Source organism: Streptomyces sp. NPDC058653 (assembly GCF_042716895.1).
Taxonomy (GTDB): domain Bacteria; phylum Actinomycetota; class Actinomycetes; order Streptomycetales; family Streptomycetaceae; genus Streptomyces.
On the sequence record NZ_JBHXRM010000039.1, the window covers coordinates 46,614 to 70,372 of the forward strand.

Below are 23,759 nucleotides of genomic sequence, written 5' to 3' on the forward strand. Positions count from 1 at the left end.
CATGGGGGCGCGGTCCTTCCGCCGGTGATCCGGCCCGGCTCCACCGACGACCCGCACCATCCACACCGGAGCGTTCGGATGACCACCATCACTCGACCGGGGGCCCGCTTCCCCGCACCGGCCGCTGCCCCCGTTCAGGGCATGGACATCGCGCTCCCCCTGGAGTTCCGCGCCTTCCACGCCCTGCACCACCGCGCGTACCTCGCCTACGCGACGGCGCACACCCCCGCCGGCGCCAGCGACCTCGTCCGGGGCGCGTTCGGGACGCTCGCCGTCAACTGGGCCACGCTCCTGTCCAGTCCCAACCCCACCGCCGCGGCCTGGGACCGCGTCGCCGCCCACATCGCCCGCCGCACAGCGCCGCTGCCCCTGAGCGCCGTATCCCCCCTTCACTACCAGCTCACCGTTCTCCACCAACGGGCCGGCCTGCCCATGACCACCGCGGCGGAGACGACCGGCCGCGACCACGCCACCGCGTGCTGTCTCTTGCGCCGGCCCTGCCAACGGCCGCCTTCGGCCGCGGTCCAGGTCCCTCGCCGGGCAGGACCGTGAACCAGCCGGGAGCGGGCTTCTCCGTCAGGAGCTACGGCGTATCCGACGCCCCGTCGAGCGGGGGTCGCACCTCGTCGGGGGCCTTCTGGATCGGATGGACCGTCACCTCTCGCTCCTCCGCCGCCCAGCCGTCGTCGTCCCGGCCGAGCTCGATCGCGGCAGCGAAGATCTTCTCCGCGTCAAGACCCCGGGCACCGTCCTCGTCCCGTTCCGTGCGCATCACCGATTCGCTGATCGGGACGGAGACGTACCGCTCCTCGACAGTGGTACGCCGCAGTCTGACCGATACCGAATATGTCGTCATGGTCTCCCCCTGAGTCCGCTGCCGCTTCCGGCAAGTCGGACGCCGACTTATGACAGGCGGTCATCGGAGCGCGTTAGCGCGCCTGGCGGGGAAGCCGTGCGCGCGGGCGGCGACCGCGACGACCAGCACCGGCACCAGGAGGGCGAGGACGCTCCAGGGAAGAGAGGGGGAGCCGAACCTGTCGAGAAGGATGCCGCCGGCGACTCCGCCCCCGGCCATGGCCACGTTCCACAAGGTGACGAGCATGGCTTGCGCGGCGTCCGCCGACTCGCCCCCCGCGTCGCCCACGGCGGTCTGGAGGAGGGTGGGGACACCTCCCCACCCGAGTCCCCACAACATCACCGCGGGATAGACCAGAGCGTGGCTGTCGGCGAGCGCCGCCAGGACGGCGGCTCCCACGGCGACCAGAAGAGTGCCGGCGATGGTGAGGGCTCGCAGCCGGCGGTTGATGTGCGCGCCGACGATCCAGATGCTCACCAGCGAGGCCCCGCCGAAGAGCAGCAGCACGAGGTCGGTGGAGCCGCCCATGCCGAGCCGGGCGAGGAACGTGGCGATGTAGGTGTAGAGGATGGTGTGGGCCAGCACGAAGACCAGGGTGACGAACAGGACCGGTGCCACGCCGGGAACGGTGAGGGTAAGCAGCACCGGTGTCCGGCCGTCCGTCCGCTGCCCGGGGTGGTCCGGGACCGTCGCGGTGATCCAGCCGAGCAGGACGATGGTGAGCCCGGTCATGATCAGGAACGCCACCCGCCAGTCCAGGGCCTGGCCGAGGAACGTCCCCGCCGGCACTCCCAGTGAGAGAGCGACCGGAATGCCGGCCATCGCGATGGCGATCGCTCTGCCCCGCAGATGGACCGGTGCCATCCGGCGGGCGTATCCCGCCAGCAGCGCCCAGGCCAGGCCGGCGGCCACCCCGGCGGTGAACCGGGCCGCCATGGTCAGAGGAAAGTTCGCCGAGACAGCGGTCACCGTGTTGGCGACGGCGAACCCCGCCATCGCCGTCAGCAACAGCCGCTTGCGCCGCCACCCCGCGGTGGCCGCGACCAGCGGGATGGCGGTGAGCGCGGTTCCGATCGCGTAGACCGTCACCGTCTGCCCCGTGGCGGACTCGGAGACCTTGAGGTCTGCGCTCATCGCGGGCAGCAGGCCCGCGGGCAGCGTCTCGGTCAGGCTCGTGATGAAGACGGCCGTGGCCAGCGCCAGCAGCGCGGGCAGCGGGAGCTTCTGATCTCCGGTTCCGGCCTGGGAATCGGCCAGTTGTGTCGCGCGGTTTCTCATGGCGCATATGTTCAGACCATCACATTGGTGTGAGGGTCAACGCGACCAGGAGTGAGGTGGAGCACATGCGCATCGGAGAGCTGTCGGAGCGCACAGCCACGCCCCGTCGGCTGCTGCGCTACTACGAGGAGCAGGGACTGATCGTCGCCGGTCGTCTCCCGAACGGCTACCGCGAGTACGACGAGTACAACGTGGACCGCGTCCTGCAGATCAGAGGACTGCTCGACGCGGGACTGCCGACCCGGATCATCAAGCAGATCCTCCCGTGCCTCGACAAACCCCGGACCATCCACTTCCCCGACGCGACCCCGGAGATGCTCGCCACGCTCGAACTCGAACGTGACCGCATGACCGAACGCATCCGATGCCTGACCCGCAACAGGGACGCCGTGGCGGAGTACCTCGACGTAGTACGCGGCAACGATCGTCCGGCCGCCGCCTCGGTGGTACGGGCATCGCCCACCTCGCCGGCGGACAGCACATCCTGAAGGTGCCGGCGTCCCCCTGAACGACGCGTCGGTGCGGGAGCGCCGTCAGTTCTCCTCGCGCAGACCCCAGGGGGCGCCGTACGCGGTGAGGAGGTCGAGGAACGGGCGGGGCGGCAGGGCCTCGGGGCCGAGGACCCCACTGCCGTTCCACTCGCCGCCGGCGATCAGTTCGAGTGCGACGACCGGATTGATGGCGGTCTGCCAGACCACGGCCTGGGAGCCGTACTCGCTCATCGACCACTCGTTGTCGACCACGTGGTAGAGGTACACCTCACGCGGGGCTCCGTCCTTGACGCCCCTGACCCAGGTGCCCGCGCAGGTCTTGCCGGACATGCGGTCGCCGAGCGCGGCCGGGTCGGGGAGACAGGCGGCGACCACATCACGGGGCGAGACCTGGACCGGCCCGCTCTGCCCGGGGACCGTGACCTCGGTGGTGGAGTCCAGCCCCAGCTCGTGGAGGACCTTGAGCTTGGCGATGAAGTCGTCGCCGAGGCCGTACTTGAACGTCACCCGCCGTGCGTCGACCCAGCGGGGGATGAGCAGCACCTCCTCGTGCTCCACGTTGACGCACTCCACCGGGCCGATCCCCTCGGGAAAGTCGAAGACCTCCGGCTCGCTGAACGGCGCGGTGGTGAACCAGCCGCAGTCCTTCTCGTAGACCACCGGCGGGTTGAGGCATTCCTCGATGGTGGTCCAGATGCTGAAGGAGGGGGCGAAGTCGTAGCCCTCCACGGTCAGATTGGCGCCGTCCCGGACGCCGATCTCCTCGATCTCGTCGAAGAGTTCGTCGGCCGCGTACCGTGCGAAGACATCGGACAGCCCCGGCTCCACACCCATGCCGACCAGAGCCAGGCGGCCCGACCCTTCCCACCGGCCGGCCAGCTCGAACTGCTCGTCGCCGAGCTTCACACCGCAGTGCTCGTACGGGTGGGTGGTGTGCGGCGAGGACAGGGACATCGCCATGTCCAGATAGTGCGTGTCCGCCGCGAGAGCGGCCCGGAAGAGCGGCATGACGAATCGCGGATCGGTGGCGTTGAGCAGCACATCGCACCTCTCCTCGGTGAGCACCCGGCGCACCGCCTCCTCGTCGGAGGCGTCCAGTCGCCGCGCGCTGAAGCGGTCCCCTTGGTCGCCCAGCGCGGCGACGGCCGACTCGGCCCGGGAGAGGTCGTAGTCGGCCACGGTCATGTGGGTCAGGAAGTCGCGGCGGGCCGCGATCCGGGTGACGGCGGTTCCGACGCCGCCCGCGCCCACGAGCAGTACACGCATGTCGCACACCTTTCGTCCCCGCAGACGGGCGCCTGCCGGGTGCCCCGATGCAACGGGATGGCGGCGGTTAGGGTCAACTGTGTTGGCATAAGACCGTCCGGTGGGGTGGCCCGCCAGGAACGGAGGAGGAAGCCGATGCCGAAACAGGTGGTGCCGGAGCAGGCGCGACGCAGACGCCGCCCGACACGGCAGGGCTCCGTCCTGTCCGAGACGCTGATCGTGCACACCGCGCTGCGCGTGCTGGCAGAGCACGGCAGCACCGGGCTGACCGCCCGCCGGCTGGGCGCCGCCCTCGGCGCCGACCCGAGCACCCTCTACCGGTACTTCGCCGGGATGGACGATCTCACCCGGGCCATCGGCGAGGAACTCATGGGACGGGCGCTGGACAACTGGACGGCCACGGGGCGCTGGCAGGCCGACCTGCGCGCCCTCGGGCTCGCCATCCACTCCTCGTACCTCGCGCATCCGCAGGCCGCCGTACTGACCGCCAGCCGGGTCACCGGCCGGCCCCGGGAGATCGCGGTGGACGAGGCGATTCTCGGTGTCCTGCGCGGCGCGGGCTTCCCCGACGCGACGGCGGTCCGCCTCTACCACGCCTTCATCGACACAAGTCTGGCCTTCGCCGCCCTGGACGCGGGATCGCTGGCCCTCACCGACGCGGCCCGTGAGACGGACGAGGAGATGTGGAACTCCACGTACGCCCGGCTTCCCGCCGCGACCCACCCCCACATCGCCGCCACCGCACGACTGCTGGCCGGCTGTATGACACACAGCGTCTACCCGGTCGTCCTGGACACCCTGCTGAACGACGCGGCGGCGCGACTCGGGACCGCCCGAGCGAACGGACCGAAGGGCGGCGGCTCGGTGGGCCGTCGCTCCACCGCCCGGTAGGTCCCGGACCGTGAACGGACCGGCCCGACGTCCAGGTATCGGTGTGGTGGCGAAATACCTCCGCGACGGGTTCGGCGGCAGATATTTCACTTATTGTGGCGCTCTGTCGGACGATGGCCGCACGCCGGAGCGTCTCCCTCCGCGGTGATGAGCCCATCCCGCGCGCCCTGACCGCGTGTCGGGGCCGCCCCCAAGAGGCGCGCATACCTCTATGAGGAATCTCTGACCTATCTATTCCGTATAGAGCGCACCGACCCTATGGTTCTGGACACCCGGGAACGAGCCCCAGACGGATCTCCCGGCCACGGCGGGCACAGCCCGTTCCGGTCACGAGGAGGGCAGCGCCATCTATATCGACGTCCACGGACATGTCACAGCTCCCGACAAGCTCTACGCGTACAAGGCCGGGCTGTTGTCCCATCGCGGCGCCCACGGGCGCGGCCGTACGGGGGTGACCAAGGAACACGTCACCGAGGCGCTCAACGCCCCCCATCCGAGCTTCGGCAACATCTCGCATCTTCGGCATCTCGACGAGGCCGGGGTCGACATCCAGTTCATCTCGCCGAGACCGTTCCAGATGATGCACAGCGAGAGCCCGCCCAAGCTGGTCGAGTGGTTCACCGAGGAGACCAACGACGTCATCGCCATGGCGTGCGAGGTCGACAGCCGTTTCCGTGGTGTCGCCGGCATGCCGCAGTCGATGGAACTCGAACCGTCCGCGTGGACCCGGGAGCTGCGCCGCTGTGTCGAGGAACTCGGCTTCGTCGGCGCGACCCTGAACACCGACCCGTACGAGGGACTGCGCCAGCCCCCGGCCATCGGCGACCGCTTCTGGTACCCGGTGTGGGAGGCGCTGTGCGAACTGGACGTACCGGCGATCATCCACTCCGCGGCCTGCCGGCCCCCGGCCCGGGAGAGCTACTCGCTGCACTTCGTCCAGGAGGAGACCCTGGCCGTGGCCGGGCTGCTCCAGTCGACCGTCCTGGACGACTTCCCCGAGCTGAAGATCGTCGTGTCGCACGGTGGCGGGGCCGTTCCGTACCAGAAGGGCCGCTTCTATCCCGCGGCCCTGCGGGCGGGCACGACCTTCGAGGAGCGGCTGCGCCGCCTCCACTACGACACCTGTCTCTACACGCGCGACTCCATCGAGTTCCTGCTGCGCACCGTCGGCGTGGACCGCTGTCTGTTCGGTACGGAGAAGCCGGGCACCGGCTCGGTCCGTGACCCCGGGACGGGCCGCTGGATAGACGACATCCATCTGCTCATCGAGGACATCGACTGGCTGACCGACGACGACAGGAAGGCGCTGTTCGAGACGAACGCCGTCGACCTGTTCCGCCTGGAGGTGTGAGGCGGCATGGCCGAACTCGTCCTGGGAGTGGGTACGTCCCACGGCCCCCTGCTGAACACACCGCCGGAGGACTGGGGACAGCGGGCCGCCGCCGACCGCGCCAACAAGGCCCTCGTCTACCGGGGTCGGGACTATCCGTACGACGAATTGCTCGCCCTGCGCGCACCGGGCTTCGCCGCCGAATGCGACCTGGACACGCGCCGTCGCCGGTACGCGGCCTGCCGCGCAGACATCGAGGAGCTGGGCCGGCGGATCAAGGCCGCCGAGCTGGATGTCCTGGTGGTCGTGAGCAGTGACCACAAGGAGGTGTTCGGCGACGAACTGCTGCCGCAGTTCGCCTTCTACTGGGGCGACACCATGCGCCACGAGCCCTTCACCCAGGAGCAGCTCGACCGTATGAAGCCGGGCCTGGCGGTGGCCGAGGTCGCCAATGTGCCCGTCAGCAGCACCGTCAGGGCGGGCGACTCCTCGCTCGCCCGGCATCTGATCGAGCGGACCTCGGACGCCGGGTTCGACCCGGCCGCGTCCAAGGAACTGCCGCCGGGGGAGTGGGGCAACTCAGGCATCCCGCACGGCTGGGGCTTCGTCTTCGAGCAGGTGCTCGGCGGCGGCGAGGCGCCCCCGACGGTCCCGGTGTTCGTGAACACCTTCTGGGAGCCCAACCCGCCCTCGGCCCGCCGCTGTTACGACTTCGGTGTCGCGCTCGGCGAGGCGATCGGCAGCTACCCCGGCTCCCTGCGCGTGGGGATCGTCGCCTCCGGAGGGCTGAGCCACTTCGTCATCGACGAGGAACTCGACCGTGCCTTCATCGAGGCGCTGATCAGCCGCGACACCGACCACCTGCGCTCCCTGCCCGACGCGGTACTGCGGTCGGGGACGTCGGAGATGCGCAACTGGATCGTCGTGGCGGGCGCGCTCCACTCCTCCCCGCTCAGGGCCGAACTCGTCGGCTACGAGCCGTGCTACCGCTCGGAGGCGGGCACCGGCTGCGCCATGGCCTTCATGACCTGGCAACTCGGCCGTTCGCGGGACGCGTCATGACGCGGACGGAGCGGAAACCCGTCGCCGCGACGACCGCCACGCTCGTCGACCGCCTGCGCGCCCTGGACTCGTGCGCCGTCTCGGACGCCCTGGACGCCCACCTGATCTCCGGGGTGGCGCTCGGCCCCTCACCGGTCTGGCCGGTACGGCACGTCGTCGCCGGTCGCGTCCGCACCGTCACGGTGGGACCACGCGACTCCGACCGGCCGGCGGGCCATGTCGCGGCCGAGGCCGTGGACGTCTCCGGGCCGCGGGACGTACTGGTCATCGCCAACGAAGGGCGTCTGGACGTGTCCTGTTGGGGCGGGATACTCAGCCGCGCCGCGACGGCGCGCGGTATCGCCGGTGTCGTGGTGGACGGCGCCTGCCGGGACGCGAGCGAGAGCGAGGAGCTCGGCCTGCCCGTCTTCGCCCGGGCGGTGGTACCCGTCAGCGCGCGGGGGCGGATCGTCCAGCACGCCATGGACGAGCCGATCCGCTTCGGTGAGATCACCGTGCGGCCCGGCGACTACGTCGTCGCCGACGGCAACGGTGTCGCGTTCGTGCCCGGCGCCGACGCCGAGCGGGTCATCGCCTTCGCCGAGCGGATCGTCGCTCGCGAGAGGGCCATGGCCGACGCCGTCGCCCAGGGACGGCCGGTCTCCGACGTCATGCACGACAACCAGTTCCCCGCCGTCGAGGAGTCCACCCCGTGACCGACGAACTCGCCCCTCCGGACGTCTCCGGCGACCCGGCCCCGGCCGGCGTCCGGCCCCATCCGCTGCGGGGCTACTCGACCGCCACCGTCTCCGACGCGCTCGACCGGCTCGGCAGGGACGGGTGTCTGCCCGGTATCGCCCCGCTTTTCGACGGCGCGAAGATCTTCGGCCGCGCGTACACCGTCAGTTACGTCGCGGCCGGACGCCCCGCCGGCACGGTCGGCGACTACCTGGACGAGATGGAGCCCGGCGATGTCGCGGTGCTCGACAACGGCGGCCGTACCGACTGCACGGTGTGGGGCGACATCCTCACCGCGATGGCGGACGACCGCGGTATCGCGGGCACGGTGATCGACGGCGTCTGCCGTGATGTGCGGCGCGCGCTCGACGTGGGCTATCCGCTGTTCACACGCGGCCGTTACATGCGCACCGGCAAGGACCGGGTCGAGGTCCGCGACGTCCAGTGCCCGGTGGGCGTCGCCGGTGTCCAGGTACGGCCCGGCCAGTTGATCATCGCCGACGGGGACGGCGCGGTCACCGTACCGCCCGACGTCGAGGAGGACCTTGCCGAGATCTGCCACTCCATCCATGAACGAGAGTCACGCATCGTCGAGGACGTACTCGCCGGCCGCTCCCTGGCCGAGTCCCGGGCCGCCCACGGCTACCACCTCCTGCAAAGGAACCAGGCATGACGACGGCCGCCCACGGGACCACACCGAGCGCCGGGAACTCCCGGAACGCCCACGACACCCACAGCACCCACAGCGCTCACAGCACCCACAACACCGACGACGCCGTGTTCCTGCGGCTCGGGACCGCGACCCTCTACGAGGCGTCGAAGCTGGACTGTTTCCTGCCGCCCCGGATCCGCCCGGTCTGGCCGGGCGCCGCCGTCGTCGGCCGGGCCCTGCCCGTGTCCACCGCGCCGGCCGACAACCTGCCGCTGCACCTCGCACTCGAACAGGCCGAACCGGGCGACGTGTTGGTGGTCGACGGCCGCCGGGAGAGCTGCGGCTACTGGGGCGAGGTGCTGACGGCCGCCGCACGGGCCCGGGGGGTGCTGGGACTGGTTATCGACGGCGGTGTACGCGATGTCGACCAACTGCGCGCGCGTGGCTTTCCCGTCTTCAGCTCCGCGATCGCGGTGCGCACCACCGTGAAGGACGACGTGGGCACCGTCGGTACCCCCATCGTCCTGGGCGGCGTCACCGTCGGCCGCGGCGACCTCGTCGTGGCCGACAGCGACGGTGTCGTGGTGATTCCGAGTGCGGCGGTCGAGACCGTACGGGCGGGCGGGCTGGCGCGCGAGGCCGCGGAGACGGGCTATCTGAGCCGGATCGACAAGGGCGAACTCACCCTCGACATCTACGGTTTCAGACCGGCCGGCACGGACTGAGCCGCCATGACCGATCCCGTCTCTCTCGACCCCCTCGCCGACCGGCCGTTGCTGGTCGAACAGGTCCGCCTGGAGGCCACCGGTGTGGTCTCGCTGACCCTGGTCGATCCCGGCGGCGGTGAACTGCCGCCGTGGGAACCGGGCGCGCACATCGATCTGCGGCTGCCCAGCGGCGCCGTCCGCCAGTACTCGCTCTGCGGTCCGCCGGGCGATCCCCGCTCCTACACCGTCGCGGTGCTGCGTGAGGAACACGGCCGGGGCGGCTCGGTGGAGGTGCACGACACCGCGCTGGTCGGCCGGACGCTACGAGCCCGGGGACCCCGCAACCACTTCGCGCTGGTCGAGGCGGAGCACTATCTCTTCCTCGCCGGCGGTATCGGCGTCACCCCGATCCTGGCGATGGTCCGGCGGGCGGCGGCGGTCGGCGCCTCCTGGGAGCTGTACTACGGCGGACGTACGCGCGACACCATGGCGTTCACCGACGTGCTGTCGGCCATCGGTGCCGGACGCGTCCACGTCGTACCGCAGGACGAGTCGGGGCTGCTGCCCGTCGCGGGCCTCGTCGGCGCCGCGCCCCCGGGCGCCGCGGTGTACTGCTGCGGCCCGGAAGGCATGGTCCGGGCCGTCACCGAGGTTTGCGCGGCGACCATGCGGGACGACGCCCTGCACATCGAACGCTTCGGCGCGCCGGCGGCCGGCCGGCCGGCCGAGGAGCGGGCCGCTCCGCCCGGCGCCGCGCGCTTCACGGTGGAACTGCGGCGCTCCGGAGTGACCGTGGAGGTCCCGCCGGACCGGACGCTGCTCGATGTGGTCCGCGAGGCCGTTCCGGAAGTGGGGTTCTCCTGCGAGGAGGGCTACTGCGGTTCGTGCGAGACCAGGGTCCTCGCCGGTGAGCCGGAGCATCACGACACCGTTCTCTCGGACGAGGAGCGGGAGCGCGGCGACACGATGATGATCTGCGTCGGGCGGTCGGCCTCGGAACTGCTCACCCTGGACCTCTGAGCTTCGAATTCCATATCAAAGAACTTAGAGAACGACTATTTCTCTATAAGGTATTCCTGGTTAAGGTCGTGTGAACCAGGACAGTTCCGAGGAGTACAGATGTCTATGAGGGCGAGCACGACAGACCGCCTCAGGGGACGCATCCCGGGTTCCGTGGACGAGGTTTCCGGTGAGCCCGCCGTTCAGCTCCAGCTGTCCGGCGTGACAAGGAAGTTCAACGAGGTCGTCGCCGTCGACGGGATCGACCTCGACGTACGGGCGGGCGAGATATTCGCCCTCCTCGGCCCCAGTGGCTGCGGAAAGAGCACCTCACTGCGCATGATCGCCGGCCTGGAGAAGATCGACCAGGGTTCGATCTCGATGCGCGGCAGGGCGCTCGCCGACGCGGAGCGGGGCACGTTCCTGCCCTCGGAGAAGCGCAATATCGCGATGGTCTTTCAGTCCTATGCGGTCTGGCCCCATATGACTGTCGCCCAGAACGTCGGATTCCCGCTGCGCATGCGCCGGGTGAAGCGTGCGGAGAGGCGTCGAAGGGTCGAGGAGATTCTCGCCGTCACCGGTCTTGAGGCCGTGGCCGACCGGCCCGCCACACTGCTCTCGGGAGGCCAGCAACAGCGGGTCGCCCTCGCGAGGGCACTCGTCTACACGCCCGATCTGCTGCTGCTGGACGAGCCGTTGTCCAACCTGGACGCCAAGCTCCGTATCCAGATGCGCCGTGAGATACGCAGGCTGAACCAGGAACTGGGCATCACCATGCTCTTCGTCACCCACGACCAGGACGAGGCGCTGTCCCTGGCCGACCGTCTCGCGGTGATGAACAACGGCAAGGTCGAGCAGGTGGGCCGGCCGATGGAGCTGTACGAGAACCCCAGGACCCCGTTCGTACGCGACTTCCTCGGCCGACTCATCGTGGTCGAGGGCGTGCTCACCGGGGACGGCGAGCGGCGCCGGGTCCAACTCGACACCGCCACCCGGCGGGTCGGTGAGATCGTCGGCACCGACATACCGGCCGATCTGAGCGAAGGCGACCGGGTGGGCGTGTATCTGCGCCCCGAGGACGTCGACCTCAAGGCGGGCTCCACCGACGGTCCGGCCCCGAACCAGGTGGCCGCGCAGGTGCTGTCCTCGGCCTACCTCGGCGACAGTTTCGAGTACGTGCTCGACATCGCCGGGTCCAACGTCCTTCTCAGCGCCCCGCGCCGGGTGGTCCACCAGCCCGGTGACACGGTCTACGTCCAGGTCGACCCCCGGCGCGCCATGGTGTGGCCGCTGTGACCGCCGTTCTGCCACCGGTCGGCCCGGACGACGTCGAGCCGCTGCCGGGACCGGTGAAGAGACTCGTCGGCGCACGCCGCTCCAGCGGCTCCCGGCTGACCGGGACAGTGGTTCTGCTGCTGGTGGGCGCCGTCACCGTCGTCCCCGTCACGCTGCTCCTGCTGAACAGCCTCAATGTCGGTGCGCCCGGCGACCCGGCGAGCTACGGACTCGACAACTGGCGGCACGCCTTCGCCAACGGCGCCATGTGGGAATCGGCCTGGAACACCCTGCGCCTGGGGGTGCCGAGGGTACTGATCGGCATGGTGATCGCCACGGTCATCTCCTGGCTGATCGCACGTACCGACATGCCGGGCGGGAAGATCATCGAGGTCTTCCTCTGGTTCTCCTTCTTCATCCCCTCGCTGTCGATCACCCTCGGCTGGATCCTGCTGCTCGACCCGGCCAACGGTGTGCTCAACCAGGCGATCCGATGGCTGCCGGGATTCGGCGACATCAGCGACGGTCCGCTGGACATCTACAGCTACTGGGGCATCATCTGGACCCATCTGACCGCCACCACGGTCCCGATCATGGTGATCCTGCTGGTGCCGGCCTTCCGCAGGATGAGCCGGTCCATGGAGGAGGCGGCGCAGATCTGCGGCGCGAGCCGCATCCAGACCCTCGTACGGATCACCGTGCCGATGATGCGCCCGGCCATCGTCGCCGCCACCCTGCTCAGCTTCGTCTACTCACTGAAGACCTTCGAGATCGAACTGCTCCTGGGCACACCGATCGGTCTGAACGTCTACTCCACCCAGATCTACAACTGGCTCCAGTCGTCCCCGCCGCAGTTCGGCACCGCGACCGCGCTCGGCTCGGTGTTCATCCCGATCCTGGTCATGCTCGCGATCGTGCAGCGGTTCGCCGTCCGCAGCCGCAGCTACGTCACCGTCGGCGCGCACACGTACAACGACGAACCCATCAGGCTCGGTCCGGTGCGCCGCTGGGTCGTCGCCGGAGTGCTCTCGCTCTACGCGGTCGTCACCGTCGTCCTGCCCATGGGCGCGATCGTCCTCGGCTCCTTCATGCGACGGTTCGGCTTCTTCCAGCTCACCAACCCCTTCACCACCGCGCACTGGTCGGCACTGTTCGAGGACAACCTCTTCGCCTCGTCCGTGAGCAACACCCTGATCATCGGCCTCATCGCCACCGTGGTCGGCGTCCTCGTCTACTTCTGCATCGCCTTCGTCGTCGTCCGCAGCGAGCTGCCGACGCGCGGCGGCGTCGATGTGATGGCCTGGCTGCCGGCCGCCGTACCGGGCATGCTGCTGGGCCTCGGGCTGCTGTGGGTCTATCTCGGCACCCCGCTGCGCACGGTGCTCTACGGCAATCTCTTCGGCCTGATCATCGCCCTGGTCATCAGTCATATGGCCACCGGCACCCAGCAGTTGAAGGCCGCCATCCTCCAGGTGAGTCCTGACCTGGACCGGGCGGCACGGATCTGCGGGGCCAGTCCCGTGCGCTCCTACGCGCACATCCTCTTCCCGCTCCTCGGCCCTTCCGTGGCCGCGGCGGGCGTCCTCACCTTCCACTCCGCCGTCAGTGACGTCAGCACGGTCGTCCTGCTCAGCAGCAACGACTCCCGGCCGCTGTCGATCCTGCTCCTCGAATACAGCACCAGTGGCGTGCTCGAACAAGCATCCGTGCTGGGCGTCATCATCAGCATGCTCACCGTCGGGGTGGCGCTGCTGTCCAGGGCGCTCAGCCGAGGCCGGCTGCGCGGATCGCGCTCGCGTCTGCGACCGCGCCGCCGCCGCCCGACCGGCGATGCCGAGCAGCCATCTCCCTCCGTAGTGAAAGCAGGTGCGTCATCAAAAGATTCATCGCTCACCACAACTGGAAGCTGATCGCCGCGGGCGCCGCAGTGGCGCTCTCCGCGACAGCGTGCGGCGGCGACGGTTCGGTCGCCACCGATGCCGCGAAGGCCCCCGCCGAAGCCAGCAGCCAATGCCCCGACCCCTCGGGGGAGTTGGTCGCCCAGGCGAAGAAGGAGGGCAAGGTCGTCATGTCGGGCCCGCCCACCGACACCGTACGCCGGCAGCTCCCCGAGGCCTTCCAGAAGGCGTACGGGATCAGCCTCGACTACATCGGCACCAGCGGGAAGGACAACGCGGCCCGGCTCGACGCCGAACGCAAGGCCGGGCTCTACTCGCAGGACGTGTTCGTGGGCGGCGCCGACACGATGGCGAACACCTACCACGCGCAGAACTGGATCGCCCCGCTCACCGGTGTGCTCACCCCCGAGGAGCTGGCCACGGAGCCCTGGCGCGGTGGAACCGTGCCCTTCGTGGACCAGGACAAGAAGATCCTCAGCATCAGCCGCTACATCAGCGTGCCGATCGTCATCAACACCGACAAGGTCGACCCGGACGAGATCACCACGTGGAAGGACCTGCTCGACCCGAAGTGGAAGGGCAAGATCGCCACGATCGATCCGCGGAGTCCGGGCGGCGCCATCTACAACGTCGGTATGTTCCAGGCCAGTCCGGAGTACGGCGACGCCTTCGTCAAGCAGCTCTACAAGGACCAGAAGCCGATCCTGATCACCGACTCCCGCCAGGGCACCGACGACCTGGCCAGGGGCAAGTACCCGATCGCCCTGGGCCTGGGCCAGCTGGACGTCGACACGGCGGCCGACGACGGGCTGCCCGTCGAGGTGGTCATGCCCGATCTGCTCCAGACCACCAGCGGTTTCGGCTTCCTCGCCGTCTCCGACAAGCCTCCGCACCCCGAGGCGTCCAAGGTCCTCGCCCAGTGGCTGGCCTGCCCCGACGGCAACAAGGCGTGGAACGACGCCTACGGGAGCATCAGCACGCGCACCGATGTCGAGCCGCCGGAGAACCTCCCCGAGTGGCAGGTCCCCAAGGACGGCGTGGAGTACTTCGACGCCAACTCCTGGGAGTTCCTGACCAAGGGCGTCAAGGACGCGACGGATCTGATCAACAGCCTCATCGGCACCAACTAGTGCACAGGGAGATACGCGCATGACGCCGGCCGAAGCCGATCTGCCCACGATCCAGCGCCCGACGGCCTATGAACAGTGGCTGAGGGACGAGGGACTGCGGGTCGTGGAAGGGCTGTTCATCGAAGACCTGCGCACCGTCGAGCTGGGCGACTGGGCGCGCCGGGGCTGCCGGGCGGCGGTCGCCAGGCTGGAGGGCACCGAGGACGTCAACGACGCCCACATCATCGAGATCGCCCCCGGCGGACAGATGGCGCCCGAGCGCCATCTCTACGAGGAGATCACCTACGTGGTCGCCGGACGTGGCTCGACCAAGGTGTGGAACTCCGCCGGTGCGGAGGCGACGTTCGAGTGGAACGCGGGCAGCGTGTTCTCCGTACCCCTCAACGCCCACGCGCAGCACTTCAACGGCAGCGGGTCGGAGCCGGCCCGGTTCTACACCGTCACCAGTGCCCCGCTGGTGATGCGGATGTTCCACAACCGCTCGTTCGTCTACGACTGCGATTTCGACTTCACCGACCGCTTCGGCACCGAGAAGGACGACTTCAGCGGCGCCGGGACCGCCTATCAGTCCCGTGTCTGGGAGAGCAGGTTCATCCCCGACGCGGCGGGCATCGAGCTGAAGTCATGGGCCGCGCGGGGCGCGGGCGGCAGCAACGTCATGCTGGAGATCGCCGACAACAGCCTCTGCGGCCATGTGTCGGAGTTCCCCGTGGGCACGTACAAGAAGGCGCACCGGCACAATGCCGGCGCCCATGTGATCATCCTCGGCGGCACCGGCTTCTCCCTGCTCTGGCGTGAGGGCGAGCCGGTCCGCCGGGTCGACTGGCGGCAGGGCTCGATCGTGGTGCCGCCGGACCGCTGGTTCCACCAGCACTTCAACACCGGCACCACGCCCGCCCGTTATCTCGCGCTTCGCTGGGGCAGCAAGAAGTACCCGCTGTTCAAGCAGTTCCTCATCGACCGCCCGACCACCGAGGGTGGCGACCAGATCGAGTACCAGGACGAGGACCCGTCGGTGCGCGAGACGTTCGAGGCCGACCTGGCCAGGAACGGGGCCGAGAGCCGGATGGAGCCGGTCTACGCCCGGGCCGGCCTGCGGACCGGCTGACCATGATCACCCTGGAACGCCGCTTCGACGAGGACTTCCGCGTCGCCTCCGACGGACCGACGCTGGCGATCGACTTCTGGAGCTATCTGAACGCCCTCCAGGCCCGGCTCGGCTGGACCCCGGCCGACGACCGGACCTGGGACTACCTGGAAGAACTCGAACGCGACATCGAGCCGCTCATCGAGACCCTCCCGGACGCGGACGCGGCGCCGTACCTCCGCCGGCTCATCGACACCTGGGCGGCGGGCGGCGCCGGCGAGCGCGACGACCTCAGGCAACGCGTCGCCGCGATGCTGCGGCAGGCCCTGCGGAATCAAGAGGAGCATGATCATGATCAGTGAAGCCGAGAACGAGTTCCTCACTCGTGTCGGCCCGGGCACCCCGGCCGGCGACCTGCTGCGCCGGTACTGGCAGCCCGTCGCCCTCACCGCCGATCTCTCACCGGACAAGCGCACCAAGCGCGTTCGGGTCATGGGCGAGGATCTGGTGCTCTATCTGACCGACGACAACACCTACGCCCTGGTGGCGGAGTCGTGCGCGCACCGCAGGGTGTCGCTGTACTACGGCTTCGTGGAGGGCTGCGAGATCCGCTGTCCCTACCACGGCTGGAAGTACGACAGCACGGGCCAGTGCCTTGAGCAGCCCTTCGAGCAGGAGAACCGGCGGGCCCGCGAACGCGCCCGGATCGCCGCCTATCCGGTACAGGCCTACCGGGGCATCCTCTTCACCTACATGGGGCCCGGCGAGCCGCCCGTCCTGCCCCGATGGGACGTGCTCGACCGGCGCGACGGACACCTCACCCTGTTCGTCGAGGAGGACCTCCGGTGCAACTGGCTCCAGCCGATGGAGAACGCCGTCGACACCGTGCACACCTACTGGCTGCACGGCCACACGATGCATCTGAAGGGCATCGACCGGGGCAGCTACTACTACCGCCCCATCGAGAAGTACTCCTTCGAGCACTTCGAGTGGGGAATCATCAAACGCCGCGTCTACCGCGACAAGGCCGGTGAGCTGGAAGAGGAGACCGGGCACCCGCTGGTGTTCCCCAACATCCTCCGGCTGCCCGAGGGGCCGCTCCAGGCGATGCACTGGCGGGTGCCCGTGGACGACGAGCACACCATGCTCATCCGGGCGGGTCTGCTGCCGGACAGGCCGGGCGAGGAGCGGGTGCACGACGAGGAGCCCAGCGTCGTACGGGTCCCCCCGGAGATGACCGCCGACGGCGATCACGCGATGACCACCTTCACCAGCCAGGACCGGATGGCCTGGGAGACCCAGGGCGCGGTCTACGACCGCACCAAGGAGACGCTCGGGGCGGAGGACAAGGGCATCGCCATGTACCGGCGGCTCCTGCGACAGCAGATCGAACGTGTCCAGGCGGGTGAGGACCCGATGGCACTCATCCGGGACCCGGCGAAGTCCGTCGTCGTCTTCGACGTCTCGCAGGGACAGGCGCGGGTCGCCGTGACCGAAGGCCGGGCGGGATGACGCCCGAGGCCGAGCGCATCGCGGCGGCCTGCCGTGTCCTCGGCCGGCTGGGACTCACCCGTGAACCGGCGGGACACATCAGCATGCTGCTCGACGACGGGACGGTCGCGGTGAAGGCCCGGGGGCCCGCGGAGTCGGGACTGCGGTTCGCCGTCGCCGACGACATCGTGGTCGTCGACCGGGAGGGCACACCGCTCTCCGGCGGGCCGGGGCTGACGGCGCCCCAGGAGGTCGCCATCCACCTCGCGGTGTACCGGGCGCGCCCCGATGTCACCAGCGTGGCACACGTCCACCCGCTGCTCCCGGTGGTCTTCGGGATCTGCGACACCCCGCTGCTGCCGGTGATCGGCGCGTACGACCCGTACGCCCTGCGGCTGTTGCACCGGGGCGTCCCGGCCTACGGGCGTGGAGTGCTCGTGAACACCCCGGAACTGGGCGACGAACTCGCCGCAGCCCTCGGGTCGAGCGCCGTCTGTCTGATGCGCGGCCACGGTGTCACGGCCGTGGGGGAGAGCCCCGAGGAGGCGGCGCTGAACGTCATCAAGCTCACCGAGCTCGCCGAGGTCAACTTCCTGGCACGGCAGTTGGGGGAGCCCCGGCCGATCGACACGGCCGACTACGAGGCGATCGTCGGCTCCGGCCGGACCCGGCCGGAACTCATCGAATCCACTTGGCGCTTCTATCGCAGGCTGGCCGTCGAGAAGGGCGGAGAACGCCGGGGAGTGAGGGGGGTATGACGGACGGCGCCCTGACGGGACAGCACGAACGACGCCATGAGCACTCCCACGACCACGACCACGGCGACAGCGGTGACCACGACCACGACCATGACCACGGCGAGAGTGTCCGGCCCGACGATCCGGACCATCCCCTGTGGGAACGTGATCAGATCACCCTGACCAGCGTCGGCGTCGACATCGGTTCGGCCACCACCCAACTGCTCTTCTCCCGGCTGACCCTGCGCCGGCAGGGACGCGAACTGTCCAGCGCCTTCGCCGTCGTGGACAAGCGGGTCATCCATGAGTCGGCCGTCGCCCTCACCCCGTACGCCCAGGGGCTGCGCATCGACGACGGGCGGTTGCGGGACATCGTGGACCGGGCGTACCGGGAAGCCGGTATCTCGGCCGACGAGGTCGACACCGGCGCGGTCATCCTCACCGGTGAGGCCACCCGCCGCCGCAACGCGCGCGCCATCGCCGACCTGTTCGCCTCCCGCACAGGGCGCTTCATCTGCGCCACGGCCGGACACGGAATGGAGGCGACACTCGCCGCGCACGGATCGGGCGCGGTGGCCAGGAGCGAGCGCGACCACGCCCGGGTGCTCAACATCGACATCGGCGGCGGCACCACCAAACTGTCGGTGGCCGAGTCCGGGACCGTACGGGCGACCGCCGCGCTGCATCTGGGCGCACGGCTGATCGTGGTGGACGGGTCCGGACGGATCGTCCGGCTGGAACCCGCGGGCAGGCGCCTCGCGGCGTCCCTCGGCCTCGACTGGTCGCTGGGTGACCGGGCCGGGCCGGCCGAACTGGCCCGACTGGCGGCGCTGATGGCCGACACGGTGGTCGCGGCGGTCGGCAGCGGTCCGGTGGCACTCGGGGAGCTCGACTGGCTCCGGCTCACCGAACCCCTGACCGAGTGGGGGCCGTACGACGCCGTGCTCTTCTCCGGGGGAGTCGCCGAGTACGTGTACGGCCGTGAGCCACGGGAGTTCGGCGACGCGGGGGCGCTCTTCGGCCGTGCGCTGGCCGAGCGCGCGGACCGGCTGCCCGGTCCGCTGGAGGACGGTGGCCGCGCCATCAGGGCGACCGTACTGGGGGCGTCCCAGTACACCGTGCAGGTCAGCGGCAACACGATCCACATCAGCGATCCCGGTCTGCTTCCGCTGCACAATCTGCGGGTCGTGCGCCCCGATGTGGATCTGACCGGGAGGATCGATCCCGAGCGGATCGCGGCGGCGATCGGCGCCCAACTGGCGCGCGGCGACGTGCGTCCCGCCGACTCCCTGGTCTTCGGATTCCGGTGGGGCGGGCTGCCGAGCTTCCCCCGGCTGGACGCCTTCGTCGAGGGTGTACGGCTCGGTCTGGGCGACCGGATCGCGGCCGGTCTGCCCCTGTGTCTGCTCTTCGAGGGCGACATCGCCAAGTCCGTCGGCGGCATCCTTCTCGACCAGGGCGTCACGGCACCGGTGGTCTCCGTCGACGGCATCACCGTCGCCGAACTCGACTACGTCGACATCGGCGCGGTGCTGCCCAAGTCCGGGACCGTACCGGTCTCCCTCAAATCCATGGTGTTCTCGCTGTGACCGGCACAGCGGCTCGGGCCCGCCCGCCGCCCCCGGGGACGCCCCGCTCAGATCGCCTCGTTGAGCGCGTCGCGCACCGACGCCTGGGCCCTGATCAGCATGGGCGCGATCTCCTCCGCCTGCTCGACCGTCTCCAGACGGGAGCTGGGTACGGCCACGGCGATCGCCGCCAGCGGATAGCCGATCAGATCGTAGATCGCCATCCCCACGGCGCAGATGCTGCTCTCCCCCTCGCCGAAGTTCACCGCGAAGCCGTTGTCACGGATCGTGTTCAGTTCGGACGTCAACTGACCCCAGGTGGCGATGGAGTTCGGTGTACGGGTGTCCAACTGCCTGTTGGGGTAGCGCCGGCCCAGATCACTGGCCGGCAGTGCCGCCAGGATCGCCTTGCCACCGGCCGTGCAGTGCGCGGGCAGAACGATTCCGGTACGGGTCGCGACCCGCACCGAACGCGAGCCCTCGACACAGTCGATGAACCGGACGCAGTCCCCTTCCAGCAGAAGAAGACTGGCCGTCTCCTGAGTGTCCTCACTGAGCTGTTCGAGTACGGGCCTGGCGGCGTGCCGGATGTCGACGCGGCCTATGGCCGTGAGCCCGATCTCCAACAGGGCGCGGCCGGGGCGGTAGACGCCGTTCGGCTTGTCCTGCGTCACGAAGCCATGACGGCGCAGGGTCGTCAGCAGCCGGTGCGCGGTGGACCGGGCGACGTCCAACTCGTCGGCGGCGTCGGCGACACGCAGCGCGCGGCGCTCGCCTATCAGGCGCAGCAACTGCAAGGCGTTGTCGACCGATGACAGCCCCGTCTGCGCCGAGTGCGGGACGGGGTGGTGGGGTTCATCGCGAACTGGATTCGTCATATCGGAATAGTAGCGCCATGTCTTTCGCGGCGCGGAATAATAACTAAGGTTTGGGCTATGACATTCGTGTCGAATCATCGTGAGCTGCCCGTGCTCATCCTGGGCGGCGGCCCCGTCGGCGTCACCGCGGCCTGGGCGCTCGCCCGGGCGGGAGTACGGGTGCAACTCATCGAGCGCGAACCGGAGCCGCGTACCGACTGGCGCGCGTCGACGTTCCACCCACCGACGCTCGAACTCCTCGACGAACTCGGCCTGGCGGCGCAGATGCACGCCGAGGGCCTGACCGTGCCGCGGTACCAGTACCGCGACCGACGCGCGGGTCTGGTCGCCGAGTTCGACTTCACCGTGCTCAAGGAGGAGACGAAGTACCCGCACCGGCTCCAGCTGAACCAGCAGCATCTGGTGCGGATGCTGGTGGAGCGGCTTGCGGACGAGCCGAACGCCACCCTGCGGTACGGGATCGAGGCCACGGACATCAGCACGGGCGACGACGGTGTGCTCGTCGAAGGCCGGGGACCCTCCGGCCCCGTGAGCCTGCGCGGCAGTTTTCTGATCGCCGCCGACGGCGCCAGCAGCACCGCCCGGAGGCTGCTGGGCGTCGCCTTCACCGGCTTCACCTACCCCGAGCGGTTCCTGATCGCCAGCACCTCGGCCGACTTCCGCGCACTCCTCCCCGACATAGCCGACGTCAACTATGTCGCGGACCCGGACGAATGGCTCTTCCTGCTGCGCACGGTGGAGTCCTGGCGCGCGGTGTATCCCGTACCGACGGACCAGACGTACGAGCAGGCCACCGACCCCGAGGAGATGCAGGCCCGGCTCCAGGGGATCGCGCCACTGCCCGGTGGTTACGAGATCGGCGACCGCCAGATCTACAACGTGCACCAGCGCGTCGCGGACTCCTTCGTCGCCGGTCCCTGCGCACTCGTCGGGGACGCCGCGCACATCAACAGCCCGCTGGGCGGGGTGGGACTCAACAGCGGTATCCACGACGCGGTCGACCTCTCCCGCCGCCTCGCCCGCGTCCTGCTCGACGGCGCCGACGAGGGACCCGAACTGGCCGCCTTCGCCGAGATACGCAGACAGGTGGCCGTCGAGTACGTACAGGCCGACACCAAGCGCAACACCGAGCGGATCAGTGAGCGCGACGAGACCAGACGGCAGGCCAACCACGACGAACTGCGCGCCATCGCGGGCGACCCCGACCGCGCGCGGGCCTGGTGCCGACGCGCCTCGCTCCTCGAATCGGTGGCCCGCTTCGGCATCGGCCTGCCACCCCAGGACATCCGCCACCGACGGGAGGCGGAGGCGAAGTCCACCACCTGAGCAGACCGTTGCCGCCGGCCCGACCGGGTACGGCGCAGGCGAAAGAGGACCCATGACACTCGACAACACCCCATCGGCGCCCACCGGGGAAGACCCGGAACTGGTCTCCCTGTACGAGGATCTGCTCGACGTCGATCTCTACCCCCTGTGGACGATCACCCGTGATCTGCTCACCCCCTCGCCCCGCCCCCGCTCGGTCCCCTGGCTGTGGAGCGCGCAGGTCCTGGCCGAACTGGCGGAGCGCGCACTGCGGTTGATCCCCGTCGAGCGTGGCGGCGAGAGACGGGTCCTCAGCCTCGGCAATCCCGGACTGGGCGGTCTGCCGTACGCGGCCGGGACCCTGTGGGGTGCCATCCAGTGCCTCGGCCCCGGCGAGACGGCACCGGCCCACCGCCACAGTCCGGGCGCCATCCGCTTCATCCTGTCCGGCGACGGCGTGGCCACCACGGTCGACGGCGATGTGTGTGACATGCACCCCGGCGATCTGATCCTCACCCCGTCGTGGAACTGGCACGACCACAGCAGCGCGAGCGACGGCCCGATGCTCTGGTTCGACGGGCTGGACCTGCCCATGATCGAGGCGCTGGACGCGGTGTTCTTCGAGCCCTACCCCGACTTCCGGCAGCCGGACACGGAGCCGCACAACCGGTCGGAGGCGACGGCCGGCCCCGGGCCGCGCTACGTCCCCGGGTCGGTGCGCGACGTCCTGACCGACGCCCACTCGCCCCTCCTGGTCTACCGGTGGCCGGACACCGACAAGGAACTCTCCCGGCTGGCCGCCGAGAGCGGCGAGGCGATGGTGAGCCTGGAGTACGTCAACCCCGACACGGGCGCCAGTGTGCTGCCGACCCTGAGCTGCGGCATGCACCGGCTGACACCAGGCGGGCGCACCCTGCCCGTACGCCGCACCGGCAACAGCGTCTTCGTCGTCTACCAGGGCTCCGGCACCTCGGTCATCGACGGCCGGCGCTTCGACTGGTCGGCCGGTGACATGTTCGTCGTCCCGTCCTGGGCCGCGGCCGAGCACGCCAGCGGCGAGGGCGCCGACCTGTTCAGCATCGGGGACAGCCCCGTCCTGCGGGCGCTGGGGATCTACCGCGAACTGCCCCTGGACACCGCCCAGCAGGTCACCGGCGTCTTCGTCCCCGCCCAGCTCCAGCGAACCGAGACACGGTGAACACATGAGACTCGCGATCTTCGACGACAACCGTCTCGGGGCCGTCATCGACGACCGGGTGGTCGACGTCACCGACGCACTGCCCTGGCCCCACGAGCCCGACCCGCTCCTCGCGGGCTGGTGGCGCGCGCTGTGCCGGGACTTCGCACGGCTCGCCCCCGCGCTGCGGGCGGCGGCCCAGGCCGGCCCCGCCCGGCCCCTGGACTCGGTGCGCCTGGCCGCGCCCGTGCTGGGACCGACGAAGATCATCGCCGCCGCGTCCAACTACCGGGAACACGTCGAGGAGATGCACACCGTCCAGGAGCGGACCCTCGGCCACGTCGAGTCGTGGATGATGGACTTCGACGTCTTCCTCAAGGCGCCCTCCTCGATCGTCGGGCCCCGGGCCGGCATCGTACTGCCGCGCGACGTGCTCGCCGAGGGCAGCGAGATCCATCACGAGTCCGAGCTGGTCGTCGTGATCGGCACCGGCGGCAAGGACATCGAGGCCGAGGACGCGCTGAGCCATGTGCTCGGCTACACGATCGGTCTGGACATCACCGTACGCAGCGCGGCCGACCGCTCGCGCCGTAAGAGCTACGACACCTTCAGCCCGCTGGGGCCCTGGCTCACCACCGCCGACGAGGCCGGGGACCCGGCCGACTTCGACATCCGGCTGACCTGCAACGGTGAGCCGCGGCAGACGGTCAACACCTCCGCGCTCATCACCCCGGTGCCCGAGATCGTCGCCTACGCGTCGCGCATGATGACGCTGAACCCCGGAGACGTGATCTTCACGGGCGCACCTCCCGGTGTCGGGCCCATCGAGCCGGGCGACGTGCTGCACACGTCCATCAGCGGGCTCGGCGCCATGACGATCCCGGTCCGGGCGGAGAGCGCCGCGGCACCGCGAGGAAGCACCGACGGCGCCGGCCGATCGCCCGTGCCGACCGAGAACAGGTAA

The 23,759-nt window shown here is 69.8% G+C and carries 24 protein-coding genes; 20 read left to right on the top strand and 4 right to left on the bottom strand.

Features of this window, described 5'->3' with window-relative positions; all coding sequences use genetic code 11:
* Positions 1-78: 78 nt before the first annotated feature.
* On the top strand, positions 79-552 hold the full coding sequence (locus ACFWU9_RS27765; RefSeq protein WP_384323105.1) for a hypothetical protein: 474 nt from the start codon (positions 79-81) through the stop codon (positions 550-552).
* 31 nt (positions 553-583) lie between these two features.
* Here the strand turns inward: ACFWU9_RS27765 and ACFWU9_RS27770 are convergent, their stop codons facing one another.
* Together ACFWU9_RS27770 and ACFWU9_RS27775 are read right to left on the bottom strand one after the other, a co-directional pair.
* Entirely contained in the window at positions 584-856 is a 273-nt protein-coding gene (locus ACFWU9_RS27770) for a hypothetical protein (protein ID WP_384323107.1), read from the bottom strand.
* A 60-nt stretch (positions 857-916) separates the two neighbouring features.
* Positions 917-2,134, bottom strand: coding sequence for an MFS transporter (locus tag ACFWU9_RS27775; RefSeq protein ID WP_384323109.1), 1,218 nt, complete (start codon positions 2,132-2,134; stop codon positions 917-919).
* A 65-nt stretch (positions 2,135-2,199) separates the two neighbouring features.
* Here ACFWU9_RS27775 and ACFWU9_RS27780 point away from each other — a divergent pair, with 65 nt between their 5' ends.
* On the top strand, positions 2,200-2,622 hold the full coding sequence (locus tag ACFWU9_RS27780) for a MerR family transcriptional regulator (RefSeq protein WP_384323111.1): 423 nt from the start codon (positions 2,200-2,202) through the stop codon (positions 2,620-2,622).
* A 45-nt stretch (positions 2,623-2,667) separates the two neighbouring features.
* On the opposite strand, the gene ACFWU9_RS27785 is transcribed toward ACFWU9_RS27780, so the two are convergent.
* On the bottom strand, positions 2,668-3,891 hold the full coding sequence (locus tag ACFWU9_RS27785; protein WP_384323113.1) for a saccharopine dehydrogenase family protein: 1,224 nt from the start codon (positions 3,889-3,891) through the stop codon (positions 2,668-2,670).
* A gap of 135 nt (positions 3,892-4,026) precedes the next feature.
* Here ACFWU9_RS27785 and ACFWU9_RS27790 point away from each other — a divergent pair, with 135 nt between their 5' ends.
* The 15 genes from ACFWU9_RS27790 (at position 4,027) to ACFWU9_RS27860 (ending at position 19,456) form a co-directional block, all read left to right on the top strand.
* Positions 4,027-4,782, top strand: coding sequence for a TetR/AcrR family transcriptional regulator (locus ACFWU9_RS27790; RefSeq protein ID WP_384323115.1), 756 nt, complete (start codon positions 4,027-4,029; stop codon positions 4,780-4,782).
* Positions 4,783-5,134: 352 nt separating this feature from the next.
* Positions 5,135-6,133: an amidohydrolase family protein gene (locus tag ACFWU9_RS27795; protein ID WP_384323164.1), complete on the top strand. Its 999-nt coding sequence runs from the start codon at positions 5,135-5,137 to the stop codon at positions 6,131-6,133.
* Positions 6,134-6,139: 6 nt separating this feature from the next.
* Positions 6,140-7,174 carry a hypothetical protein gene (locus ACFWU9_RS27800; protein WP_384323117.1) on the top strand — a complete coding sequence of 345 codons (1,035 nt, stop codon included), beginning with the start codon at positions 6,140-6,142 and terminating at the stop codon, positions 7,172-7,174.
* A complete protein-coding gene (locus tag ACFWU9_RS27805) occupies positions 7,171-7,869 on the top strand; it encodes an RraA family protein (RefSeq protein ID WP_384323119.1) in 699 nt (232 codons plus the stop codon). Before ACFWU9_RS27800 ends, ACFWU9_RS27805 begins: the two co-directional genes overlap by 4 nt.
* The gene (locus ACFWU9_RS27810; RefSeq protein ID WP_384323121.1) at positions 7,866-8,564 is read left to right on the top strand and encodes an RraA family protein; all 699 of its coding nucleotides are present in this window, start codon (positions 7,866-7,868) and stop codon (positions 8,562-8,564) included. The genes ACFWU9_RS27805 and ACFWU9_RS27810 overlap by 4 nt, the downstream gene beginning before the upstream one ends.
* Entirely contained in the window at positions 8,561-9,268 is a 708-nt protein-coding gene (locus tag ACFWU9_RS27815) for a 4-carboxy-4-hydroxy-2-oxoadipate aldolase/oxaloacetate decarboxylase (protein ID WP_384323123.1), read from the top strand. Before ACFWU9_RS27810 ends, ACFWU9_RS27815 begins: the two co-directional genes overlap by 4 nt.
* 6 nt (positions 9,269-9,274) lie before the next feature.
* A complete protein-coding gene (locus tag ACFWU9_RS27820; RefSeq protein ID WP_384323125.1) occupies positions 9,275-10,270 on the top strand; it encodes a PDR/VanB family oxidoreductase in 996 nt (331 codons plus the stop codon).
* A gap of 153 nt (positions 10,271-10,423) precedes the next feature.
* Entirely contained in the window at positions 10,424-11,545 is a 1,122-nt protein-coding gene (locus ACFWU9_RS27825; RefSeq protein WP_384323128.1) for an ABC transporter ATP-binding protein, read from the top strand.
* Positions 11,542-13,434, top strand: coding sequence for an ABC transporter permease (locus ACFWU9_RS27830; protein ID WP_384323130.1), 1,893 nt, complete (start codon positions 11,542-11,544; stop codon positions 13,432-13,434). Before ACFWU9_RS27825 ends, ACFWU9_RS27830 begins: the two co-directional genes overlap by 4 nt.
* Before the next feature lie 17 nt (positions 13,435-13,451).
* On the top strand, positions 13,452-14,552 hold the full coding sequence (locus ACFWU9_RS27835) for an ABC transporter substrate-binding protein (RefSeq protein WP_384323132.1): 1,101 nt from the start codon (positions 13,452-13,454) through the stop codon (positions 14,550-14,552).
* Between the two features lie 19 nt (positions 14,553-14,571).
* On the top strand, positions 14,572-15,660 hold the full coding sequence (locus ACFWU9_RS27840) for an ethanolamine ammonia lyase-activating protein (protein ID WP_384323134.1): 1,089 nt from the start codon (positions 14,572-14,574) through the stop codon (positions 15,658-15,660).
* A gap of 2 nt (positions 15,661-15,662) precedes the next feature.
* Entirely contained in the window at positions 15,663-16,001 is a 339-nt protein-coding gene (locus tag ACFWU9_RS27845) for a hypothetical protein (protein WP_384323136.1), read from the top strand.
* Positions 15,991-17,151 (top strand): Rieske 2Fe-2S domain-containing protein, encoded by a 1,161-nt coding sequence (locus ACFWU9_RS27850; protein ID WP_384323138.1) that lies wholly within the window; start codon positions 15,991-15,993, stop codon positions 17,149-17,151. Before ACFWU9_RS27845 ends, ACFWU9_RS27850 begins: the two co-directional genes overlap by 11 nt.
* The gene (locus tag ACFWU9_RS27855; RefSeq protein ID WP_384323140.1) at positions 17,148-17,888 is read left to right on the top strand and encodes a class II aldolase/adducin family protein; all 741 of its coding nucleotides are present in this window, start codon (positions 17,148-17,150) and stop codon (positions 17,886-17,888) included. Before ACFWU9_RS27850 ends, ACFWU9_RS27855 begins: the two co-directional genes overlap by 4 nt.
* Complete coding sequence (locus ACFWU9_RS27860) at positions 17,885-19,456, top strand: ethanolamine ammonia-lyase reactivating factor EutA (RefSeq protein ID WP_384323142.1); 1,572 nt, start codon at positions 17,885-17,887, stop codon at positions 19,454-19,456. The genes ACFWU9_RS27855 and ACFWU9_RS27860 overlap by 4 nt, the downstream gene beginning before the upstream one ends.
* 47 nt (positions 19,457-19,503) lie before the next feature.
* Here ACFWU9_RS27860 and ACFWU9_RS27865 read toward each other — a convergent pair whose 3' ends face one another.
* The gene (locus ACFWU9_RS27865) at positions 19,504-20,313 is read right to left on the bottom strand and encodes an IclR family transcriptional regulator (protein ID WP_384323144.1); all 810 of its coding nucleotides are present in this window, start codon (positions 20,311-20,313) and stop codon (positions 19,504-19,506) included.
* Positions 20,314-20,379: 66 nt separating this feature from the next.
* Here ACFWU9_RS27865 and ACFWU9_RS27870 point away from each other — a divergent pair, with 66 nt between their 5' ends.
* The 3 genes from ACFWU9_RS27870 to ACFWU9_RS27880 are packed head-to-tail and all read left to right on the top strand — an operon-like array spanning position 20,380 to position 23,759.
* Entirely contained in the window at positions 20,380-21,639 is a 1,260-nt protein-coding gene (locus ACFWU9_RS27870) for an FAD-dependent oxidoreductase (RefSeq protein ID WP_384323146.1), read from the top strand.
* Positions 21,640-21,691: 52 nt separating this feature from the next.
* Positions 21,692-22,816, top strand: a complete 1,125-nt coding sequence (locus tag ACFWU9_RS27875; RefSeq protein ID WP_384323148.1) for a cupin domain-containing protein — start codon at positions 21,692-21,694, stop codon at positions 22,814-22,816.
* 4 nt (positions 22,817-22,820) lie between these two features.
* A complete protein-coding gene (locus ACFWU9_RS27880) occupies positions 22,821-23,759 on the top strand; it encodes a fumarylacetoacetate hydrolase family protein (protein ID WP_384323150.1) in 939 nt (312 codons plus the stop codon).

Bases quoted from the DNA above. Each gene is read 5' to 3' on its own strand.
- ACFWU9_RS27765 (WP_384323105.1), top strand. From the start codon at position 79: ATGACCACCATCACTCGACCGGGGGCCCGCTTCCCCGCACCGGCCGCT.
- ACFWU9_RS27770 (WP_384323107.1), bottom strand. From the start codon at position 856: ATGACGACATATTCGGTATCGGTCAGACTGCGGCGTACCACTGTCGAG.
- ACFWU9_RS27775 (WP_384323109.1), bottom strand. From the start codon at position 2,134: ATGAGAAACCGCGCGACACAACTGGCCGATTCCCAGGCCGGAACCGGA.
- ACFWU9_RS27780 (WP_384323111.1), top strand. From the start codon at position 2,200: ATGCGCATCGGAGAGCTGTCGGAGCGCACAGCCACGCCCCGTCGGCTG.
- ACFWU9_RS27785 (WP_384323113.1), bottom strand. From the start codon at position 3,891: ATGCGTGTACTGCTCGTGGGCGCGGGCGGCGTCGGAACCGCCGTCACC.
- ACFWU9_RS27790 (WP_384323115.1), top strand. From the start codon at position 4,027: ATGCCGAAACAGGTGGTGCCGGAGCAGGCGCGACGCAGACGCCGCCCG.
- ACFWU9_RS27800 (WP_384323117.1), top strand. From the start codon at position 6,140: ATGGCCGAACTCGTCCTGGGAGTGGGTACGTCCCACGGCCCCCTGCTG.
- ACFWU9_RS27805 (WP_384323119.1), top strand. From the start codon at position 7,171: ATGACGCGGACGGAGCGGAAACCCGTCGCCGCGACGACCGCCACGCTC.
- ACFWU9_RS27815 (WP_384323123.1), top strand. From the start codon at position 8,561: ATGACGACGGCCGCCCACGGGACCACACCGAGCGCCGGGAACTCCCGG.
- ACFWU9_RS27820 (WP_384323125.1), top strand. From the start codon at position 9,275: ATGACCGATCCCGTCTCTCTCGACCCCCTCGCCGACCGGCCGTTGCTG.
- ACFWU9_RS27840 (WP_384323134.1), top strand. From the start codon at position 14,572: ATGACGCCGGCCGAAGCCGATCTGCCCACGATCCAGCGCCCGACGGCC.
- ACFWU9_RS27845 (WP_384323136.1), top strand. From the start codon at position 15,663: ATGATCACCCTGGAACGCCGCTTCGACGAGGACTTCCGCGTCGCCTCC.
- ACFWU9_RS27850 (WP_384323138.1), top strand. From the start codon at position 15,991: ATGATCAGTGAAGCCGAGAACGAGTTCCTCACTCGTGTCGGCCCGGGC.
- ACFWU9_RS27855 (WP_384323140.1), top strand. From the start codon at position 17,148: ATGACGCCCGAGGCCGAGCGCATCGCGGCGGCCTGCCGTGTCCTCGGC.
- ACFWU9_RS27860 (WP_384323142.1), top strand. From the start codon at position 17,885: ATGACGGACGGCGCCCTGACGGGACAGCACGAACGACGCCATGAGCAC.
- ACFWU9_RS27865 (WP_384323144.1), bottom strand. From the start codon at position 20,313: ATGACGAATCCAGTTCGCGATGAACCCCACCACCCCGTCCCGCACTCG.
- ACFWU9_RS27875 (WP_384323148.1), top strand. From the start codon at position 21,692: ATGACACTCGACAACACCCCATCGGCGCCCACCGGGGAAGACCCGGAA.
- ACFWU9_RS27880 (WP_384323150.1), top strand. From the start codon at position 22,821: ATGAGACTCGCGATCTTCGACGACAACCGTCTCGGGGCCGTCATCGAC.